This is a genomic window from Phytohalomonas tamaricis (genome assembly GCF_003012345.1).
Lineage (GTDB): Bacteria > Pseudomonadota > Gammaproteobacteria > Pseudomonadales > Halomonadaceae > Phytohalomonas > Phytohalomonas tamaricis.
On record NZ_PVRV01000024.1, the window covers coordinates 146116 to 165596 of the forward strand.

The 19481-nt window shown below is 54.6% G+C and carries 16 protein-coding genes; 5 read left to right on the forward strand and 11 right to left on the reverse strand.

The window, feature by feature from the left end:
* Positions 1–88 precede the first annotated feature (88 nt).
* The 5 genes from serB to pgi all read right to left on the reverse strand — a co-directional run bounded on the left by serB (position 89) and on the right by pgi (position 7917).
* On the reverse strand, positions 89–1327 hold the full coding sequence (serB, locus tag C3Z11_RS14515) for a phosphoserine phosphatase SerB (protein ID WP_106478672.1): 1239 nt from the start codon (positions 1325–1327) through the stop codon (positions 89–91).
* A 66-nt stretch (positions 1328–1393) separates the two neighbouring features.
* Positions 1394–3652 carry a DNA topoisomerase IV subunit A gene (parC, locus tag C3Z11_RS14520; protein ID WP_106478673.1) on the reverse strand — a complete coding sequence of 753 codons (2259 nt, stop codon included), beginning with the start codon at positions 3650–3652 and terminating at the stop codon, positions 1394–1396.
* Positions 3653–3654: 2 nt separating this feature from the next.
* Positions 3655–5535, reverse strand: coding sequence for a DNA topoisomerase IV subunit B (gene parE, locus C3Z11_RS14525; protein WP_106478674.1), 1881 nt, complete (start codon positions 5533–5535; stop codon positions 3655–3657).
* 13 nt (positions 5536–5548) lie between these two features.
* The gene (locus C3Z11_RS14530) at positions 5549–6184 is read right to left on the reverse strand and encodes a YqiA/YcfP family alpha/beta fold hydrolase (protein ID WP_106478675.1); all 636 of its coding nucleotides are present in this window, start codon (positions 6182–6184) and stop codon (positions 5549–5551) included.
* 86 nt (positions 6185–6270) lie between these two features.
* Complete coding sequence (gene pgi / locus C3Z11_RS14535) at positions 6271–7917, reverse strand: glucose-6-phosphate isomerase (protein ID WP_106478676.1); 1647 nt, start codon at positions 7915–7917, stop codon at positions 6271–6273.
* 254 nt (positions 7918–8171) lie between these two features.
* Here pgi and cmoA point away from each other — a divergent pair, with 254 nt between their 5' ends.
* Positions 8172–8912 carry a carboxy-S-adenosyl-L-methionine synthase CmoA gene (cmoA, locus tag C3Z11_RS14540; RefSeq protein WP_106478677.1) on the forward strand — a complete coding sequence of 247 codons (741 nt, stop codon included), beginning with the start codon at positions 8172–8174 and terminating at the stop codon, positions 8910–8912.
* A 97-nt stretch (positions 8913–9009) separates the two neighbouring features.
* Positions 9010–9999, forward strand: coding sequence for a tRNA 5-methoxyuridine(34)/uridine 5-oxyacetic acid(34) synthase CmoB (gene cmoB, locus C3Z11_RS14545; RefSeq protein ID WP_106478678.1), 990 nt, complete (start codon positions 9010–9012; stop codon positions 9997–9999).
* 12 nt (positions 10000–10011) lie between these two features.
* Here the strand turns inward: cmoB and norR are convergent, their stop codons facing one another.
* The 6 genes from norR to C3Z11_RS14575 form a co-directional block, all read right to left on the reverse strand.
* The gene (norR, locus tag C3Z11_RS14550; protein WP_106478679.1) at positions 10012–11550 is read right to left on the reverse strand and encodes a nitric oxide reductase transcriptional regulator NorR; all 1539 of its coding nucleotides are present in this window, start codon (positions 11548–11550) and stop codon (positions 10012–10014) included.
* A 74-nt stretch (positions 11551–11624) separates the two neighbouring features.
* Positions 11625–13052, reverse strand: coding sequence for a sulfate adenylyltransferase subunit CysN (cysN, locus tag C3Z11_RS14555; RefSeq protein ID WP_106478680.1), 1428 nt, complete (start codon positions 13050–13052; stop codon positions 11625–11627).
* Between the two features lie 91 nt (positions 13053–13143).
* A complete protein-coding gene (cysD, locus tag C3Z11_RS14560; RefSeq protein ID WP_106478681.1) occupies positions 13144–14055 on the reverse strand; it encodes a sulfate adenylyltransferase subunit CysD in 912 nt (303 codons plus the stop codon).
* A gap of 165 nt (positions 14056–14220) precedes the next feature.
* Positions 14221–14943, reverse strand: a complete 723-nt coding sequence (locus C3Z11_RS14565; protein ID WP_106478682.1) for a phosphodiesterase — start codon at positions 14941–14943, stop codon at positions 14221–14223.
* Positions 14944–14979: 36 nt separating this feature from the next.
* Positions 14980–15414 (reverse strand): DUF1249 domain-containing protein, encoded by a 435-nt coding sequence (locus tag C3Z11_RS14570; protein WP_106478683.1) that lies wholly within the window; start codon positions 15412–15414, stop codon positions 14980–14982.
* Positions 15415–15417: 3 nt separating this feature from the next.
* Positions 15418–16047, reverse strand: a complete 630-nt coding sequence (locus C3Z11_RS14575) for an NUDIX domain-containing protein (RefSeq protein WP_106478684.1) — start codon at positions 16045–16047, stop codon at positions 15418–15420.
* Positions 16048–16633: 586 nt separating this feature from the next.
* Between C3Z11_RS14575 and C3Z11_RS17205 the strand changes: the two genes are divergently transcribed.
* The 3 genes from C3Z11_RS17205 (at position 16634) to C3Z11_RS14590 (ending at position 19480) form a co-directional block, all read left to right on the forward strand.
* Complete coding sequence (locus tag C3Z11_RS17205) at positions 16634–16795, forward strand: four-helix bundle copper-binding protein (RefSeq protein ID WP_317450680.1); 162 nt, start codon at positions 16634–16636, stop codon at positions 16793–16795.
* 122 nt (positions 16796–16917) lie between these two features.
* Entirely contained in the window at positions 16918–17463 is a 546-nt protein-coding gene (gene greB / locus C3Z11_RS14585; RefSeq protein ID WP_106478686.1) for a transcription elongation factor GreB, read from the forward strand.
* A 115-nt stretch (positions 17464–17578) separates the two neighbouring features.
* Positions 17579–19480 carry a DUF294 nucleotidyltransferase-like domain-containing protein gene (locus C3Z11_RS14590; protein WP_106478687.1) on the forward strand — a complete coding sequence of 634 codons (1902 nt, stop codon included), beginning with the start codon at positions 17579–17581 and terminating at the stop codon, positions 19478–19480.
* The last annotated feature ends 1 nt before the right edge of the window (position 19481 follow it).

Genomic DNA, 19481 nt, shown 5'->3' on the forward strand with positions numbered 1-19481 from the left:
TACATCACCTACGGACACCTTTATCGCGATGCTGTCAGCAAAAAACCCGGCAGAAGCCGGGTTTTTAAGAGAAGTCTTTTTGTAATGCTTAACTGTCGGATTCAGAGTGAACCAGATCACTATAGCGATAGCCAAGCAGATACAAGACCGCGTCGAGCCCCAGCGTAGATATCGAATGTCGCGCCTGCTCACGCACCAATGGCTTGGCTCGAAAAGCGATTCCCAACCCGGCTTCCGCCAGCATTTTCAGGTCATTAGCGCCATCACCCACGGCAATCGTCTGCTCCATGCGAATACCTTCACGCGCAGCAATTTCCTTGAGCAAGAATGCCTTGCGTTCAGCATCCAGTATCGGCTCCTGCACCTCACCGGTCACCTTGCCATTTTCGATAACCAGTTCATTGGCATGCACTTCATCGAAACCAAGCCGTTGCTGCAGGTAACGGGCAAAATAAGTAAAACCACCAGACAAGATTGCGGTGCGATAGCCCAAGCGCTTGAGCTGCTTGAGCAGTACTTCGGCACCATCCATCAGCGGGAGCTCTTCAGCGATCTGCTGCAGTACAGATTCATCCAGCCCTTTCAGTTTGCTCATCCTTTCGCGGAAACTCTGCTGGAAATCAAGCTCACCACGCATTGCCCGTTCGGTGACTTCTGCTACCTCATCACCAACGCCGTGACGCCGCGCCAGCTCATCAATCACTTCAGCCTTGATCAGCGTAGAATCCATATCAAAGCAGACCAGACGGCGGTGACGACGCCAGATATTATCCTCTTGCAGGGCGATATCGACACCATGCTCAGCGCCTATCGTCAGGGCGTTGCGTCGCAGGCCCTCGAGATCGACCGGACTAGCCAGCATGTCGCCTCGCAACCAGCACTCGATGCAAGCACCTCCTTCTGGCACTTCGCCATCAAGCCCTTCTCGTCCTGACAGCCGATGGATCAGCTCAATCGTCAATCCGTATGACGACGTCAGCCGCCCTACCTCGGTGAGTACACTTGCAGGCAGGCGTGGCGCAAGCAAGGTCAAGATAAGGCGTGGATAGCCTGTCGCTGCGCTCCAGCGCGCATACTCCTTGTCACCCACTTCAATAAACTGAACATCCAAACCCGCCAAAGCCCTGAATGTTTCCAGTGCTGTCGTAAGCTGCTGACGGTTTTCCCCATCGAACGCAACCAAGGCTTCGAGCGTCACGCAATCAAACGTGACGCTTTGATTGATATCGAGCAAGCGAGTGCCTGCCTGTGCAAGCGCTTGGCCTAACTCAGCCAGCTGGCCAGGATGCGCCGTGCCAGTAGCACGAACCAAAAGGCGTTGGGTCATGTCGTTTCCGTTAACGGCATTCAAAATAGTGATCAGGTGATGTCATTGCTCGGATGAGGAGCGACGTTAATCACGTACCTCAACTTCCAGCCGGTTTACTTTCTGGAAGCCACGCGGCAATTTGCTCCCCCGACGCCCGCATTCGCCTAGATAATAATCGATATCATTAGGCTTCAGCGTCGTTTTTCGCTTACCCGCGTGAATGATCAAAGACGCGCCTGCAGGGAGAATCACTAAATCATGCACGAACTCCTCACGTGCAGCAGACCGAGCGCCTGGAATATCAATCATCTTGATACCTTTACCTTTATTCATCTCCGGTAGCGCAGACGGAGCAAATACCAGCAGGCGCCCTTCATTAGTCACCAACGCTATACGCGCAGCCTCATCAGTGATGAGCGGCTGAGGGGGTAGTACATTGCATCCCTTGGGCACGCTTAATACTGCCTTGCCCGACTTGCTGCGCCCGATCATGTCTTCAAGTTTGGCGATAAAGCCATAACCCGCATCGCTGGCCAACAGATAGCGTGTCTCGGGGGGTGCCAGCATGACGCCCATCATCTGTGAGCCAGCCGGTGGATTAACCCGCCCAGACACGGGTTCTCCCTGGCTGCGCGCCGAAGGTAGTTGATGCGCCGGTAGCGTATAGGTACGCCCGCTATCATCAAGCAGCACAAGCGGTTGGTTGGATTTACCCCGCGCCGCAAAGGCAAATTTATCCCCAGCTTTGTAGGATAGACTCAGCGGATCAATATCATGGCCCTTGGCACTACGAATCCAGCCCTTCTCGGATAGCACGACGGTAATCGGATCGGCGCCCATCAGCTCGACTTCTGACAGCGCTTTGGCCTCTTCACGTTCAACCAACGGGCTACGCCGTTCATCACCGTAGGTTTCGGCGTCCTCGCGCAGCTCCTTCTCGATCAGATCGGTCATTGCCTTTTCGCTGCCGAGAAGCTTGTTGAGCCGCTTACGCTCCTTTTCGAGCTCCTTCTGCTCGGACTTGAGCTTCATTTCCTCAAGTCGAGCCAAGTGCCTTAGACGCAACTCGAGGATTGCCTCAGCCTGACGCTCCGTTAGCCCGAATGAAGCGATTAGCGACGCCTTGGGCTCGTCCTCCTCGCGGATGATGCGAATCACCTCATCAATATTCAGATAGGCGATCAGCAACCCTTCAAGCAGATGGAGACGATCCTCGACCTTGCCGAGCCGGTACTCCAGACGACGACGCACCGTAGCACGGCGGAAATCAAGCCACTGCCCCAGAAGAACGTCCAGTGACATCACCTGCGGCCGACCATCCAGGCCAATCAGGTTCATATTGACGCGGGTATTTTTCTCAAGATCGGTGGTCGCGAACAGGTGCGCCATCAGCGACGACACATCGACGCGGTTCGAACGAGGTACGATAACTAGCCGCGTCGGCTGTTCGTGGCTGGACTCATCGCGCAGATCAGCGACCATCGGCAATTTCTTAGCCTGCATCTGAGCGGCAATCTGCTCGAGAATCTTGGCACCGGAAACCTGATACGGCAGTGCAGTGATGACGATATCGCTATCTTCGAGCTCATAACGTGCACGCATCTTCACCGAGCCACGCCCGCTGACATAAAGCTTCAGCAGCTCATCCTTGGAGGAGATGATTTCCGCCGCAGTGGGGAAATCCGGCGCTGGCAGATATTCACATAGTTCAGCGACGCTTGCCTCAGGATGGCGCAGGCGATGAATAGTCGCCTCTACCACTTCGCGCACGTTATGCGGCGGAATATCGGTAGCCATACCCACTGCAATGCCCGAGCCGCCATTGAGCAGTACATGAGGGAGGCGTGCCGGCAGCACCGCCGGCTCGTTGATGGTACCGTCGAAATTTGGTGTCCAGTCAACGGTACCCTGACCTAACTCGGTCAGAAGAATCTCGGAGAAACGCGAAAGGCGCGCTTCGGTATAGCGCATCGCTGCAAATGACTTGGGATCGTCAGGGCTACCCCAGTTACCCTGCCCATCGACAAGCGGATAGCGATAGCTGAATGGCTGCGCCATCAGCACCATCGCTTCATAACAGGCACTGTCACCATGAGGATGGAACTTGCCGAGTACATCGCCGACGGTACGCGCCGACTTCTTGTACTTGGCATTGGCATTTAGCGAAAGCTCCCGCATCGCATAGACAATACGACGCTGCACCGGCTTCATGCCGTCGCCAATGTTGGGCAACGCTCGATCGAGAATGACGTACATCGAATAATCGAGATAGGCTTTCTCGGTATAGCTGCGCAGCGCCAGGCGCTCGACATCGCCTTCCTGCACGTGAATATCCATGACCATACTTAAATTTCTACCTCTGCCCTGTTGCCGTAACGCTCAAGCCAGACACGGCGATCGGATGAACGCTTCTTGGCAAGAAGCATATCCAGCAACTCATTCGTTTCATCGCCCAACTCCCGCGTCAGCTGCACCAAGCGACGCGTATCCGGCGCCATGGTCGTTTCACGAAGCTGTATCGGGCTCATCTCACCTAGCCCCTTGAAGCGCTGGACGTTGGGTGTACCGCGCTTGCTTGCCAGCTTCTTGAGTACTGCCGCCTTCTCACTTTCATCAAGGGCATAGTGCACTTCCTTGCCAAGATCGATGCGATAGAGCGGAGGCATGGCCACGAATACATGACCGGCATCAACCAGCGAGGGGAAGTGGCGCACGAACAGCGCGCACAGCAACGTGGCGATGTGCAACCCATCGGAGTCAGCATCGGCGAGAATACATATCTTGTGATAACGCAGCTTGCTGAGATCATCACTCCCCGGGTCCATCCCCAACGCTACGGCAATATCATGGACCTCCTGAGAGTTGAGCACGTCATGAGGCTCAACTTCCCAAGTGTTGAGAATTTTGCCACGCAGCGGCAGGATCGCCTGTGTCTCACGGTTACGCGCCTGCTTGGCACTACCGCCGGCCGAATCGCCCTCAACAAGAAAGAGCTCACTCCTCGCGGGGTCCTGTCCTGAACAGTCCGCTAGCTTTCCGGGCAGCGCCGGACCTTGAGTGACTTTTTTGCGCGCCACCTTCTTGGAAGAACGCAAGCGCTTCTGCGCGGCATTGATGACCAGCTCAGCCAGCTTTTCGGCCTGATCAGTATGTTCATTGAGCCATAACGAGAAGGCATCTTTCACCACGGTCGAAACAAAACCCGCCACCGCCCGTGAAGAGAGACGCTCCTTGGTCTGTCCGGCGAACTGAGGATCATGCATCTTGACCGACAGCACGAAGGAAATGCGCTCCCATAGATCATCGCCGGTCAGTTTGACATTCTTAGGCAACAGGTTGCGGTAGTCACAGAAGTCCTTGAGCGCGTCCAAAAGCCCCGAGCGAAGCCCATTGACATGCGTACCGCCCAGCGTGGTCGGGATCAGGTTGACGTAGGATTCCATGACCGGCTCACCACCTTCCGGTAACCATTGGATCGCCCAGTCAACCGCCTGCTCGCTATCTTCAAAGCTGCCGGTATAGGGTTGCGCAGGCAGCACCTCAAAGCCGTCTAAGGCCTGGGCAAGATAATCACGCAGGCCATCCTCGTACTGCCAGACGCTCTCGGCATTATCAGCCTCGAACAGGCTTACTTTGAGCCCGGGGCACAGCACGGCCTTGGCACGTAGTAGGTGCTTGAGACGCGTCAGCGATATCTTGGGGCTGTCGAAGTATGCTTCTTCAGGCCAGAAGCGGACTACCGTACCGGTGGCCTTCTTGGCGCAATCACCGATAACAGCTAACTCTTCGATCTTTTCGCCGCGCGCGAAAGCAATGCCATAGCGCTTGCCTTGACGACACACCTCGACTTCAAGGCGGTCGGAAAGTGCATTGACGACCGAGACACCGACCCCGTGTAACCCGCCCGAGAACCGATAGTTTGAATTGGAAAACTTGCCACCCGCATGTAGCTTGGTGAGGATTAACTCAATGCCGGATACGCCATGCTCGGGATGCATGTCGATAGGCATGCCGCGACCGTTATCGGTCACCTCAATGGCACCATCACTTCTCAATCGAACGGTAATTTCACTGGCATGACCCGCCAGCGCTTCATCCACGCTATTGTCTACCACCTCCTGAACAAGGTGGTTAGGTCGCGTGGTATCGGTATACATGCCGGGGCGCTTGCGCACCGGCTCGAGGCCCGACAGGACCTCGATGGAACTGGCACTGTATTGGCTCATGAAAGATTTTCAGTCATTGATTATCGCAGGTCCAACAAGCGCCCTCGGGCAGCGTCAACCCACCATGGGCCAACACCGCCGGAACGAATGCCGGATATTGACTAAGACCGTGATCGTCACCGGGGCTGATCAAAAAGCGGCTGCCTCGGTACAACGCGAACGCATCGCGACAATCGAGCGTTTCATCCTGAGTGCTCAGCAAAACTAGATAGCGCTCCGGCATACGGGGCACGTGACACTCAAGACATTTGAGATCGTCTTCGAAATGAGCCTCGATGACGAATTGCTCACCGGTAAAAGGATTCTCGTGCGCACTGCCGACCATCTCCGCCGCGATACGCGATGGGCGCACTGCCGGATTGATCAACGCTATGGCCGCGACATCGTAGCGCTCAGCCAGACACGTTGCCAGGAAGCCACCCATCGAGCTGCCGACGATTAGCGTTCTGCCGGTAAGCTCAGTCAATGCCTGCTCAGCCGTCTGCAACGCCTCACGAGGGCAATGGCCAAGAAACGGCGCGCTGAAACATGGCTGCGGCAATGCCTGCTCACAGGCCCGACGCGTCATCATGGCTTTATGCGATGTGGGATGGCTATTAAATCCGTGCAGGAACAGCACGTTATCGACAGCCTCGATTCGATCGTTCATGACGCCAGCATAACGCAAAACCTGTATGAATAAACAGTGCTTTTACGCCGTAAGCATAAAAGCACTTAACGTGTGTTCCTATCCCATCAATGTGAAGACAGGTTCCATACCGCTTCTATCAAATGCCGACTTGAATCGTCCATGTTCTCATGCCCAGCATGATTTCTCAGGATCGAATCAGTCTCGTTGGCGATCTGCTTGCCCAGTTCCACACCCCACTGGTCAAAGGAATCTATGTTCCATATCGTCCCCTGCACAAAAACCTTGTGCTCATATAACGCGACCAACGCGCCGAGGGTCTCTGGATCAAGACGTTCGAACAAGAGTGTCGAAGAAGGCTGATTACCCTGGTAACGCTTGTAGATCGGGGCTTCGTTTTCGGAAGAGACTGCATCATCTCCCAACATCAATACTCGTGACTGAGCAAAGCAGTTCGCCAATGCCAGTCGATGCTGCGTCTTCAGATTATTGCGCAGTCCCTCCTCTTCCACGTTGCTGTACCGATCGATTGGTGCCAGGAAATCGCACGCTACCGATTGTGTACCTTGGTGCAGCAGTTGATAGAACGCATGCTGGCCGTTGGGACCGATCTCACCCCACAGCACAGGACAAGTGGAATAATCGACCTTTTCACCTTCATTAGTGACCGATTTGCCGTTGGATTCCATTTCCAACTGCTGAAAATAACCCGGTAAATGCTTGAGTCGACCATCGTAAGGCAGTACGGCATGGGAACGAATATCGAGGAAATTGACGTTCCAGATGCCCAGCAGGGCAAACAGAACCGGAAGATTATCCTCTACAGGTGCGCTTCGGAAATGTTCATCCATCCTGTGGGCACCATCCAATAAACGACGGAATCCCTCCATACCGATACGCAGAGCGATCGGCAGACCAATGGCGCTCCACAGGGAATAGCGGCCACCGACCCAATCCCAGAACAGCAATTGATGCTCGGGATCGATGCCCCACTCCGTCATCTTCTCAGGCTTGGTAGACACCCCGATGAAATGCTGACGTTTGATCAGCGTATCGTCATCGCCCAGAATAGATTTCAGCCAGTCGACAGCCGTCTGAGCATTAGCCGCTGTATCAATAGTGCCAAACGACTTGGATGAATAGATGAACAACGTCGTTTCGGGATTGAGCTGAGGCAGTACCTCGGCCAGTTGGGAGCCGTCGATGGTCGAGGCAAAATGGAGGTTGATTTCATGCACATCGTCTGCGGCGAATTCATCCAGCGCTGTGGTGATCATCAACGGGCCTAGATCCGACCCACCCACGCCCAGATTGACCACATCAGTTACCGCCTTGCCCGTCGCGCCGCGCCACTGCCCCGCATGCAGCTTGGTGACAAGCGTTTCCATTCGGGCCAGCGACTTATGCACCGCAGCGACAATATCCTCCCCCTCAACATGCAGGGTAGCGTCCTTGGGTAGACGCAGCGCGGTATGCAACGCGGGGCGGTCCTCGGTATGGTTGACGCGCTCACCCGATAAAAGCCGCTCAATAGCTTTAGGCACGCCCGCTTCGCGCGCCAGATCAAGCAGCTTATCAAACGTTTCTGACTTGATACGCTGTTTGGAAAAATCGAGCGTAATTCCCGCCGCACTGCGCGAAAATTGCTCAAAGCGCGGTCCATCCTGAAACAACTGCTTCAGGTGTACGTCATGCATATCCTTATACAGATGAGTTTCTAGGGCCTGCCAGGCGCTTGTTTCACGAATCGACATCGGTTGTGCTCTCCTTACACGTGCAGCGGGAAAATGCGAAGCGTAAACTACATCGCAATAAAGGCCAGGCGCCGCATTCGATCACGTTGACGGGTGATGATTGATGCGACACGACAGCCTCAGGCTGCCGCCAGATCCCGGTCCCTGTTGCTTTCCGACCAGAAATTCATGGCTCGGCGTGCGTGCCAAAAACACTGCACCCGAGCCGCTAAACAGTTCAACATTATCCAATCACGAGTTAATAGTACCGGACAATGACTGACGCATCTTACCGTGACGCACTGTTTTCGACACCCCTGGACCGCGTTTCGAGTTTTTCATTCGATGAACAGGTGGTGCGCTGCTTTCCTGACATGATCCGACGTTCGGTACCCGGCTACGGTCAGATCATCGGCATGATCGGCGTGATCGCCAAGCGCTATCTGCGTACTGGCGCCCATGTTTATGACCTGGGTTGTTCGCTGGGGGCGTCAACGCTCTCGCTCTGCCAGCAAGTTGCTCCTGACACCTGTACCATCGAGGCGGTCGATCTTTCACCCGCCATGGTCGAGCGCGCACGTGACGTGCTCAGCCAGGAATATCCAGAACATGCCATTACCGTGATAGAAGGTGACATTCGCACCCTTGCATATCGACCGGCGGGCATGATCATCGTCAATTTCACGCTGCAATTTCTTGACCCCGCAGAGCGTGACGATGTCATTGCGCGCCTTTTCGACACACTTGAACCCGGAGGCGTACTGATCCTGTCAGAGAAAGTCGTCTTCGATGATACGCAAGCAGAAGACGTTCTTTATGCCCTTCATCATGATTTCAAACGTGCCAACGGCTATTCCGATCTTGAAATCAGTCAGAAACGCAGCGCACTCGAAGACGTCATGATCCCTGATAGCTTATCAGTCCATCATGACAGACTGGCACGCGTTGGCTTCAAACGCCATTACACGTGGTTTCAGTATCTCAACTTCGCGTCGATGATCGCTTTCAAGGAGTGATAACGACGATATCTGCCGGCGCGCCGCAAAGATTACGTATAATGCGCCTTGCCGCCTATTAATCGTTCGCCCTTCGCTTTAAAAGGAATATCCCTCGATGGCCTTTGATGTCCGCCACCGCGCGCTTTATCACGCGTTCATAGAGCAAGGCTTCGACACTTGGCTTGCTCATTTGCCACAGCAACTTGCCAAGGGATTGGACCGCAAACGGCATGGCGATTTAGCGATGTGGGAGAAGGCCGTAGCCAAACTACCAACATTGCCTAAAGAACGTCACATCCAGCTTGATACAGATACTGTCACTGTCAATGTTGCCCTATCGTCCAGCGCCCGGGAACAGAGCGAAAACCTGCTGCGAGCGCTGATACCCTGGCGTAAAGGGCCCTATCAATTGGGTAATATTGTCATTGACACCGAGTGGCGTTCGGACTGGAAATGGCAGCGCATCGCGCCGCACCTTAGTGACTTAAACGGCCGGCGCGTGCTTGATGTGGGCGGTGGCAATGGTTATCACGGCTGGCGGATGGCAGGCGCTGGCGCTCATTTCGTGCTGGTGATTGATCCCTCGCCGCGCTTTTACTGCCAGTTTCATGCGGTGCGCCATTTTATCGGCGACACAGACGGCAACCGTGTCCATTTTCTACCGGTCGGTATTGAGGATGTCCCGGAAAAGCTCGAAGCGTTTGATACGGTATTCTCGATGGGCGTGCTCTATCATCGCCGCTCGCCCTTGGATCATCTTCTTCAGCTACGCGACACGCTGCGCCCGGGAGGTGAGTTGGTACTTGAAACGTTGGTCGTTCAGGGCGATGAACATACCGTGCTGGTGCCCGGAGAACGCTACGCTCAAATGCCCAACGTCTACTTTTTGCCCTCAGCCAAGGCACTGGCGCACTGGCTGACAAGAACAGGCTTTCGAGATGTGCGCATCGTCGATGAAGCGGACACCTCGCTTACAGAGCAACGCAGCACTGAATGGATGGCCTTTCATTCGCTACGTGACTTTCTCGATCCGCATGATCACAGCCGCACGGTCGAAGGCCATCCCGCACCACGCCGGGCCGTGATTATCGCTACGCGTGCTTGATGGCTCATTACCTCACTTGAGTCCAAGGCGTGTCGCCAGACGATGCAGATTGGCCGGATCAAGATCGAGCTGGCGGGCGGCCTCGGCCCATTTGCCACTGCTCGCCTCAAGCGCTGCGCTGATATAGTGACGTTGAAATGCATCGACTTCATCACGCAACGATAGCTTGCGCGGCACATCCATCAGTGGCGATGGTGGCATGTCAGGCGCCATCTCGCTTGCGGCCTGTTCCGGCAAATCGAGATGCTGGGCATGGATAACGGTCATGTCACCGCTCGTCGCGCGCGCTTTTAAAGCCGAGCGCCCCAGCACATGTTCAAGCTCACGCACATTGCCCGGCCAAGCATAACGTCGTAACACGGCTTCTGCTTCATGGCTCAAACGCAATCCACGAAGTCCCAGGCGGACACGGTTTTCTTCGAGAAATGTACCCGCCAACAACAACACATCATTGTCACGCTCACGCAGCGGCGGGACGCGCAGGGGATATGCGCTTAAACGATGATAGAGATCGGCGCGAAAACGGCCTTCCGCAACTTCATGTTCAAGGTCGCGATTGGTTGCGGCAACGACGCGGACATCGACTTGGCGCACCCGCTCACTGCCCAGCGGCTGAATCTCACCTTCCTGCAGGACTCGCAACAGTTTAGGCTGCAACGCAGCTGGCATTTCACCGATTTCATCAAGAAACAGCGTACCGCCATCCGCCATGGCGAAGTGCCCGCGACGATCGCGCATCGCTCCCGAGAAAGCACCCTTGACGTGGCCGAACAGCTCACTTTCGATCAACGTTTCAGACAATGCCGCACAATTCACCTTGACCAGCGGCCCACTCCGCCGACGCGACCGGTCATGCAACTGACGAGCGACACGCTCCTTGCCGACACCTGTCTCACCTGTCACCAGTACATTAAGATCAGTAGACGTAACGAGGGCAATCTCTTCATTCAGTCGCCTCATCGCCTGACTTTGCCCCGTCAGGGCCTGGGTTCGCTCCAGCACGGGCCGGGTATCAAGCGCTTCGTTCAAACGGGCCTGTGTCGACGAGAGCTGCTCAGCCAGGCGCAGGCAGGTGCCGAGCAAACGAGCCATCGCCAACAATTCTTGTTGATCAATACTGTCAAACTGACCGGGGGTTAACGCATCGAGGGTCAGCATACCGATCAAGTGATCGTTATCACGCAGTGCCACGCCGATGCAGTCATGCACAAGCTGTTCTCCCGCCTCCTCTGCCTCACTGGTAACCTCACCCAGCAAACCATCGAAGGGGTCGGGCATCGGATCATGCGGTGAAAAGCGGCACACTTGAGGATGTTCGGCGATAACCGCCAGACGCGGATGCTGGTCGAGCGCAAAATGGCGCCCCAGCACGTCAACCGGTAAGCCGTGTATCGCCACAGGCGATAGCTCGTTACCTTCAGCGACCAGCAACGTTGCAGCGTCACAGGGGTAACGCTCAAGCATGGCAGACAGTAGTGGCTGCCAAGGCACCGGGTCCTGCGCACGCATGGCGCTAATCAGCCGCTGCAGCTCAGCATAGACATTGGTCATCAGATGCCCCCGTCGACTAACGAGAAAGCCCGGTAGGATACCGGGCTTTTGCTGACTACAAAACTGTCACACGATTAGTGCTTGTTGAATAAATCACGCACATCGCATGCTTGCCAATGCGGGAAGTACTTGCGCACCAAGCCATTAAGCTCGATTTCAAAAGCTTCCCAATCCACTGTAGCCGCGCCTCCATTGCTTTCTAATGCGCTACGCACCATGCCCGCGCCGACGGTAATATTGGTCAGGCGGTCAATGATGATAAAACTGCCGGTGCCGGGGCTACGCTTGTAGGTGTCAACCGCCATGGACTGCGTCAGCTCGACAGCACAGCGACCGATATCGTTTAACCCCAGCTGCTCGGCCGCGTAGTGTTCCAGCGTATTAACATCGATACCGTACTCGATGTTGGATATCTGACCGGTCAGATCGCGTGTAGCGAGCTTGAAGTCATATTGACGTCCTGGCACGAGCGGCTTTTCGGTCATCCACACCACATCGGCCACCAGCGCATGGGACATCGGTAATTCGTCGTCCGCCGCGACCAGCCAGTCTCCACGTGAGATATCGATCTCGTCTTTCAGCGTGACGGTAATCGCCTGGCCGGGGTAAGCCGCCTCCAGATCGCCGTCCCAGGTCACGAGTCGTTCAACCGTGGATGTTTTACCCGACGGCAACACCTTGATCTGCTGGCCGGGTTTCAGCACACCGGCCTGCAGCGTGCCGGCATAGCCGCGAAAATCGAGATTGGGACGATTGACGTACTGCACCGGAAAACGCAGATCGGTCAGGTTCTTGTCGCGTTCGATCTCGACGGTTTCAAGCAGATCAAGCAGCGGCTGGCCCTGGTACCACGGCGTGTGGTCACTCTTGTTAACGACGTTGTCGCCATCAAGCGCTGACATCGGCACGAAGTGAATATCATCGGCATCGAGCTTTTCGGCAAACTCAAGATACTCACGCTTGATTTCTTCGTAACGCTGCTCGGAGAAGTCGACCAGATCCATCTTGTTAACGGCAATCACCAAATGGCGAATGCCAAGCAGATCACAGATAAAACTGTGACGACGCGTCTGTACCTGCACACCGTAACGGGCATCAATCAGAATGACCGCAAGGCTCGCCGTGGACGCGCCAGTGGCCATGTTGCGGGTGTACTGCTCGTGCCCGGGCGTATCGGCAATGATGAATTTGCGCTTGTCTGTCGAGAAGAAGCGATAGGCCACATCAATGGTGATGCCCTGCTCGCGTTCGGACTGCAACCCATCCACGAGAAGCGCCAGATCGACCTTGTCACCGGTGGTGCCACGCGTCTTGCTATCCCGAGTGATCGCCGCCAGCTGATCTTCGAAGATCATCTTGGAATCATGCAGCAAACGGCCAATCAGTGTTGACTTACCATCATCAACGCTGCCGCAGGTAATGAAACGTAGAAGATCCTTGGCCTCGTGCTCCTTGAGGTAGGCCTGGATATCTTCTTCGATTAATGAAGATGAATGACTCATGTCACGGAACCTTTGCAAACCTGTTAACGAGAAAGAGGAACGTATTCCCGGGCGTTTGATGTTCAACACGCCCGATGATGACCGCGCCGGTCTAGAAATAGCCTTCTCGTTTCTTGCGCTCCATTGAGCCCGACTGGTCGTGGTCAATGGCACGCCCGGAGCGTTCTGAAGTACGCGTCAGCAACATTTCCTGAATGATCTCGGGCAGCGTATCGGCTTTTGATTCCACCGCGCCGGTCAAGGGATAACATCCGAGTGTCCGGAAGCGTACCCACTTCTGCTCGGGCACTTCACCGTCTTCAAGCGGAAGACGATCATCATCCACCATGATCTGCATCCCGTCACGCTCGACTACCGGACGCTGTGCAGCATAGTAAAGCGGCACGATGGGGATCGATTCGAGATAGATGTACTGCCAGATATCGAGTTCGGTCCAGTTCGACAGCGGAAAGACACGAATCGATTCGCCCTGGTTGACCTTGCTGTTGTAGAGACTCCACAGCTCAGGGCGCTGGTTCTTAGGGTCCCAGCGGTGATGACGATCACGGAAGGAGTAGACACGCTCCTTGGCACGACTCGCCTCCTCATCGCGCCGCGCACCGCCGAAGGCCGCATCAAACTTGTGCTTCGACAATGCCTGCTTGAGGGCCTGCGTCTTCATGATATCGGTATATTTGGAACTGCCGTGATCGAACGGATTGATCCCCGCCTCACGCCCTTCCTCGTTGATATGCTCGATCAGTTCCATGCCTGCCTCGGCGGCCATGCGATCACGGAACTCGATCATTTCATGGAATTTCCATGTAGTATTGACGTGCATCAGCGGAAACGGCGGTGTGCCGGGATAGAACGCCTTGCGCGCCAAGTGCAACATGACCGAGGAGTCCTTGCCGATCGAATACAGCATGACCGGATTGCGGAACTCTGCCGCCACTTCGCGGATAATATGGATCGACTCGGCTTCGAGCTGCTTCAAATGAGTCTGTCGCTCAGGGGAAAGCATTGCGATCGGCAACCTCTCATAACGATAGGACACACCGCTACCGGGCAATGTGTCCTTAATTTGGATCGGTAAAGTCGTCGTTTGAATACCACGCTATGACTAATACGGTAGCGATGGGCACTCATAACGTCAAAGAATTAACTTATATTCCTTTAGGCCACATGGTTATATGTCGACACGTTCAACCCATGTAGTTAGTCGCACTCCGTGAAGCTCAATTACGCGAAATCCGGGGCGTGACGCCTCATCAAGCGCAAAATCATCACTCTTGGGCAAAAACTGATCTGCAGTCGCCGGTGCGGCATATACCTGAACGTCGCCTTCACATGAGGAAAAAGCATGATGTACATGACCAAAGAGAACAGCCTTAACCTGCGCATACGGCACAAGTGTCTGCCAAAAAGCTTCTCGATCATTTAAGCCGATACTATCCATCCACGCCGAGCCTACTGAAACCGGAGGATGGTGCAACGCAATCAGTGCCGGACGGGCATCTTCCTCAAGCAAAGCAGCCAGACGTTGCAGCTGGTCCTGCCCCAACTCCCCACCCGCCTGGCCACATAAACGCGAATCAAGCAGCAGCAATTGCCAGTTGCCCAGATCGACTACTTCATTGATATCACGTATTTCACGCATAAAATCCGGCGCATCGTGATTGCCAGGAATCCAGTACCAAGGACAGCCAAGCTGAGAAAAAAGCCTGCTAGCAGACTGATAGGACGCTGGCGATTCATCATCGCTCACATCGCCGGTCACTATGACCACGTCTGGACTTAACTGTTCGACGCGTGCCAACACCGCTTCGAGCTGGGCACGCGCTGGCCCAACACGATAAAGCGCGTCGGGGTCCGCCTTCAGGTGACAGTCAGTAATCTGGATCAGGCGCATTCAGGTTCCACATATTGATATGGGGACTATAAGAGATCAGGCATCGACGGTATAGCCATGAGCCAACGTATGGTCGAGCCATTCTCCCAGGAAGCGGTTCAACTGCAGTTTCTCGTCGGGCTGATGCATGCGCGCATTGGGATAACGGTAACGGCCCTTGAAATGACGCTCACGCTGGAAATCCGTGACTTCTGCCATACGCACATCATGATACATATGAACGAGCATGCGAGGTGTGTCGATGATGCCATCAAGCACACCACTTTGAGAGACACGAAGTATGGTGGTATACGGCGCACGCTCAAGCACATCAAGATGCAGCGCGCCAAAACGCTGTTCACGCCCCGTCAGCGGAATCTCAAGTTTTTCTCCAGCCTTGGCATCGCCTAGCAAGCGCAACAGACGCAGGAAATTAGCGGTACTTTCCTCCTGAAGGGTCTTAAGATCAGTGACGTATGCTGTTTTCACCACAGGTCAGCTCCTTGCACGCAGACTCGCCCGCTCACGGGCAAGCCAATATAAACAGATTAATGCCATCGCATTGTCAAGATGTCCCGCCTCAAGAAGTTCCCAGGCTTTTGCGAAAGGTAGCACATGCACGAGAATGTCCTCGTGCTCGGTTTCAAGGCCGTGAACCCCACCGAGATCGGCACTATCAATCAATGCACAGTACAACTGGACGCGCTCGCTGGAAGCGCCCGGGCTAGGATAATACGCTGGCATCTCGATCAGCTCAGCCACCTCGCAGCCCGCTTCTTCCTGGGCCTCCCGACGCGCTACTTCTTCAGGGGACTCGTCGGTATCGATCAATCCCGCGACCGGCTCAATCAGCCAAGGGCTTCGCTCACGCCCCACCACACCGGCACGAAACTGTTCCACCATCACCACGGCATCACATTTGGGGTCGTAAAGCAGCACACCCACGGCATCGGGACGTACATGAACCTCCCGCGCAATAGTCTCACTCCAACCACCATTGAATTGACGATGACGCAGATGCCTGCGCTCATAGTCGAAAAAGCCTTCATGAAGCTTTTCCGTCTCGACCCGTTCTACATCTTCTTTGCCAAAATGAGGCGCTGGCGTCTTGCTCGTGTTCGTCATTGCCGCTCTCCTTGTCAGTATTCCTGGGCCTCGTGCCCTTCTCGAGACGCAAAAAATGATGCCCAGCGATAGGTTATGCGTATTTATAACGCACAGTACATACTCAAGATGAGCATCACCAATGCTGAAACGAAGGGGAAAACACGAGAGAAACAGGTCTGAACGGTTGAAACGAAACGGTTGCCTGCAACGCTAGATGGCGACGAAACAGGCATTTTTCAAGCCTTTTTAGCGCACAGACCTCGCATGCAGACACTAATCATCCCGTCGCTCATCGCATCTAACATAACCATTGTCCAGCACATATCTTGTCATGTTCTTGGCATTGGCTACCTTAAAGAGACCGGGAGGTTCAACACCTTACGGCAGAATCAGAGTATAGCGTTATGTCCACCAGTCTACTCAAAGGAGATCCAACATGGTTCCAGAACAGTATGCGGCCTGTATAGAAGCCTGTAATAATTGTGCAGATTTCTGTGATACGTGCACTTCTTCCTGCCTTGGTGAGTCAAATGTTGCGCACATGGCAGACTGTATCCGTCTCAACATCGACTGCAGCCAAATCTGTAGATTAGCGGCTTCTTATATGGCGCGTGATAGCCAGAATGCCAAGCAGCTTTGTGCATTGTGCGCCGATATCTGCCAGCAGTGTGGCGATGAGTGTAGCCAGCATGAGGCAGAGCATTGCCAAAAATGCGCCGAGGCGTGTCATCGTTGTGCCGAGGCGTGCCGCCGCATGGTAGCCTGAGTAGCTATTAAGCTATCGATGGCACGTCGCACCCATGCGGCGTGTCAGTATATTTAGTCCTTGGCAGATATGTCGGCGCTATCTTATCTTGATCCCCCCTTCCTTAGCTCAGCGACTAATGCATGAAAGGACGTCACATGACGCGCTGGCGCGATCCTGCCAAAGATCCGCGTCAAGAGAAGAAAACTGACCTGATCACCGGCGAAGGCTACGCACGCATGCAGGGCATTCATGATCACCTGCGGCGCGTTCGACGTCCCGAGCTATCTCAGAAAGTTGCCGAGGCAGCGGCGCAGGGCGATCGCAGCGAGAACGCTGACTACACCTATAACAAAAAGGAGCTTAACCGCACTATTGCGCGGATCGCTTATCTTGCCAAACGCCTTGATGCCTTGACCGTGGTCGACCGTTTACCTGATGACCAGACTCGTGTGCGTTTCGGTGCCTGGGTCACGATTGAAGATGACGAAGGCGAGGAACTAACTGTACGAATCGTAGGTCCCGATGAAACGGACAACCGCAAACACTGGATCAGCATTGACGCCCCGCTCGCCCGTGCCCTCCTAGGCAAGGCACTTGACGACGATATCGTCGTCGCCGCGCCGGGTGGCGAAACGCACTACATTGTTACGAATATCGCCTATCGCGCCGCCAGCCCATCAGCCTGATATTCAGTCCCTGACCCATCACCATCGTGATCTATCCCTATCGGCCAACCTTGCGTAAAAGGGTAACGGCAAGCCAGACTAGTTTATTCAACTTAGCCGCATCAAGGGGCATTACATGGATGTCGAGCTGCTGGAAATTCGTGAGCACATGGGGCGTTTCGCTCCCTTCGATGCACTCCCCGATGAATTATTGGATGAGGTCGCCAGTCAGGTTGAAATCGCCTATTTTCAGGCAGGCACTGATATTCATCACTACGGTGAAGATATTAACGACCTCCATTATATCCGTAGTGGTGCTGTGGAGATTTTTCGCCGTAATGGCACCCTCTACAACCGGCTAAGTGAAGGCGATGTCTTTGGCCAGTTCGGCCTGCTGCGCAATCAACGGGTAAGCTTTCCTGCTAAGGCGATCGAAGATACGCTGATCTACTTCATTCCCTACCCCGTATTCACTCGGCTCTGTGAAGAGGACGACAACTTCGCCGACTTTGTCGAACTGGAAAGACCCCGCCTCGAAGCTACGGTTGAGCAGCATCACAAGAATAACGACATGATGATTACCCGGGTGCGCAAGCTTATTACACGCCGCCCGGTAATGATCGAAGCGTCAGCTTCGGTACAGCAGGCGGCACAGCGCATGAGCGAGGAAAACGTCAGTTCGGTACTGGTCTTCAGCGCCTCTGCCGGTGTTCCTCAACGCACATTTATTGATGATGATGGCCAACAATGGAGCTTGGTAGGTATTCTTACCGATCCCGATTTCCGTACTCGCGTGCTCGCTGAAGGACTCTCAGCAGACGTTTCGGTCAGTGAAATACTCAGCGAACGTTTGATAACAGTTCAATCTGATGAGTCGGTCCACGAGGCCATGCTGTGCATGTTGCGCAATAATATCCACCATCTACCGGTTCTGCATCGCCGCCGTCCCGTGGGCGTATTGCACCTTTCGGATATTATCCGTTACGAAACTCACAGCAGCCTTTATCTGGTCAGCAATATCTTCAACCAGGCGAACGTCAAGGGTCTGGCTAAACTCAGCGCCAACGTTCGTGAAGCCTTCGTACGTATGGTAAAAGAAGGCGCCAATTCACAAATGGTCGGCAGTGCAATGGCTACCATTGGCCGCAGTTTTACCCGCCGATTGCTGGAACTTGCCGAAGAAGAGCTTGGACCGCCTCCAGTGCCGTACTGCTTCATGGCACTCGGTTCAATGGCGCGCAATGAGCAGTCTCTGGTCACCGACCAGGACAATGCCTTAGTGCTGGATGACCGCTTTGACCCCGAGCAGCACGATGCCTATTTTGCCGAATTGGCGAAAAGGGTCAGCGATGGGCTCGATGCCTGTGGTTATAGCTATTGTAAAGGCGACATCATGGCCACCAATTCGCGCTGGCGCCAGCCGCTTGCGGTGTGGAAACGCTACTTCAGCGAATGGATAGACGACCCCAGCCCAGAGCGACTGCTTCATAGCTCAATTTTCTTCGACTTAGATGGCGTATACGGGGAAGAGTCTTATGTAGAACATCTACAGGACCTGGTCGCGGAAAAAGCCTCGCAAAGCCCGCTGTTTCTGGCGGCCATGGCCCGTAATGCCCTAAGTCGCACACCACCTCTCGGGTTTTTCCGCACCTTTGTGATGGAGAAGGATGGCAAGCATAACAATTCGATCAACTTAAAGCGTCGGGGCACCGCACCGATGATTGATCTTATTCGGGTACATGCGCTTGCCTGTGGCTCTCGTGCTCAAAACTCTTTCGAGCGCCTCGATGACATCGCCAAGACTCAGCTATTGCCGAAAGGCAACGACGACAGAATTCGCTATGCGCTTGAATTCATTGCCATGGTGCGCATTCGTCATCAGGCGCTTGATGTCGAGCAGGAGAACACACCGGATAACAATATCGAACCGGAGAATGTATCAAATACCGAGCGGCACAATCTCAAGGAGGCTTTTCACGTGCTAAGCAACGCGCAGAAATTTCTGGGCTTCCGCTATCCCATGCCTAGACAGCGTTAAT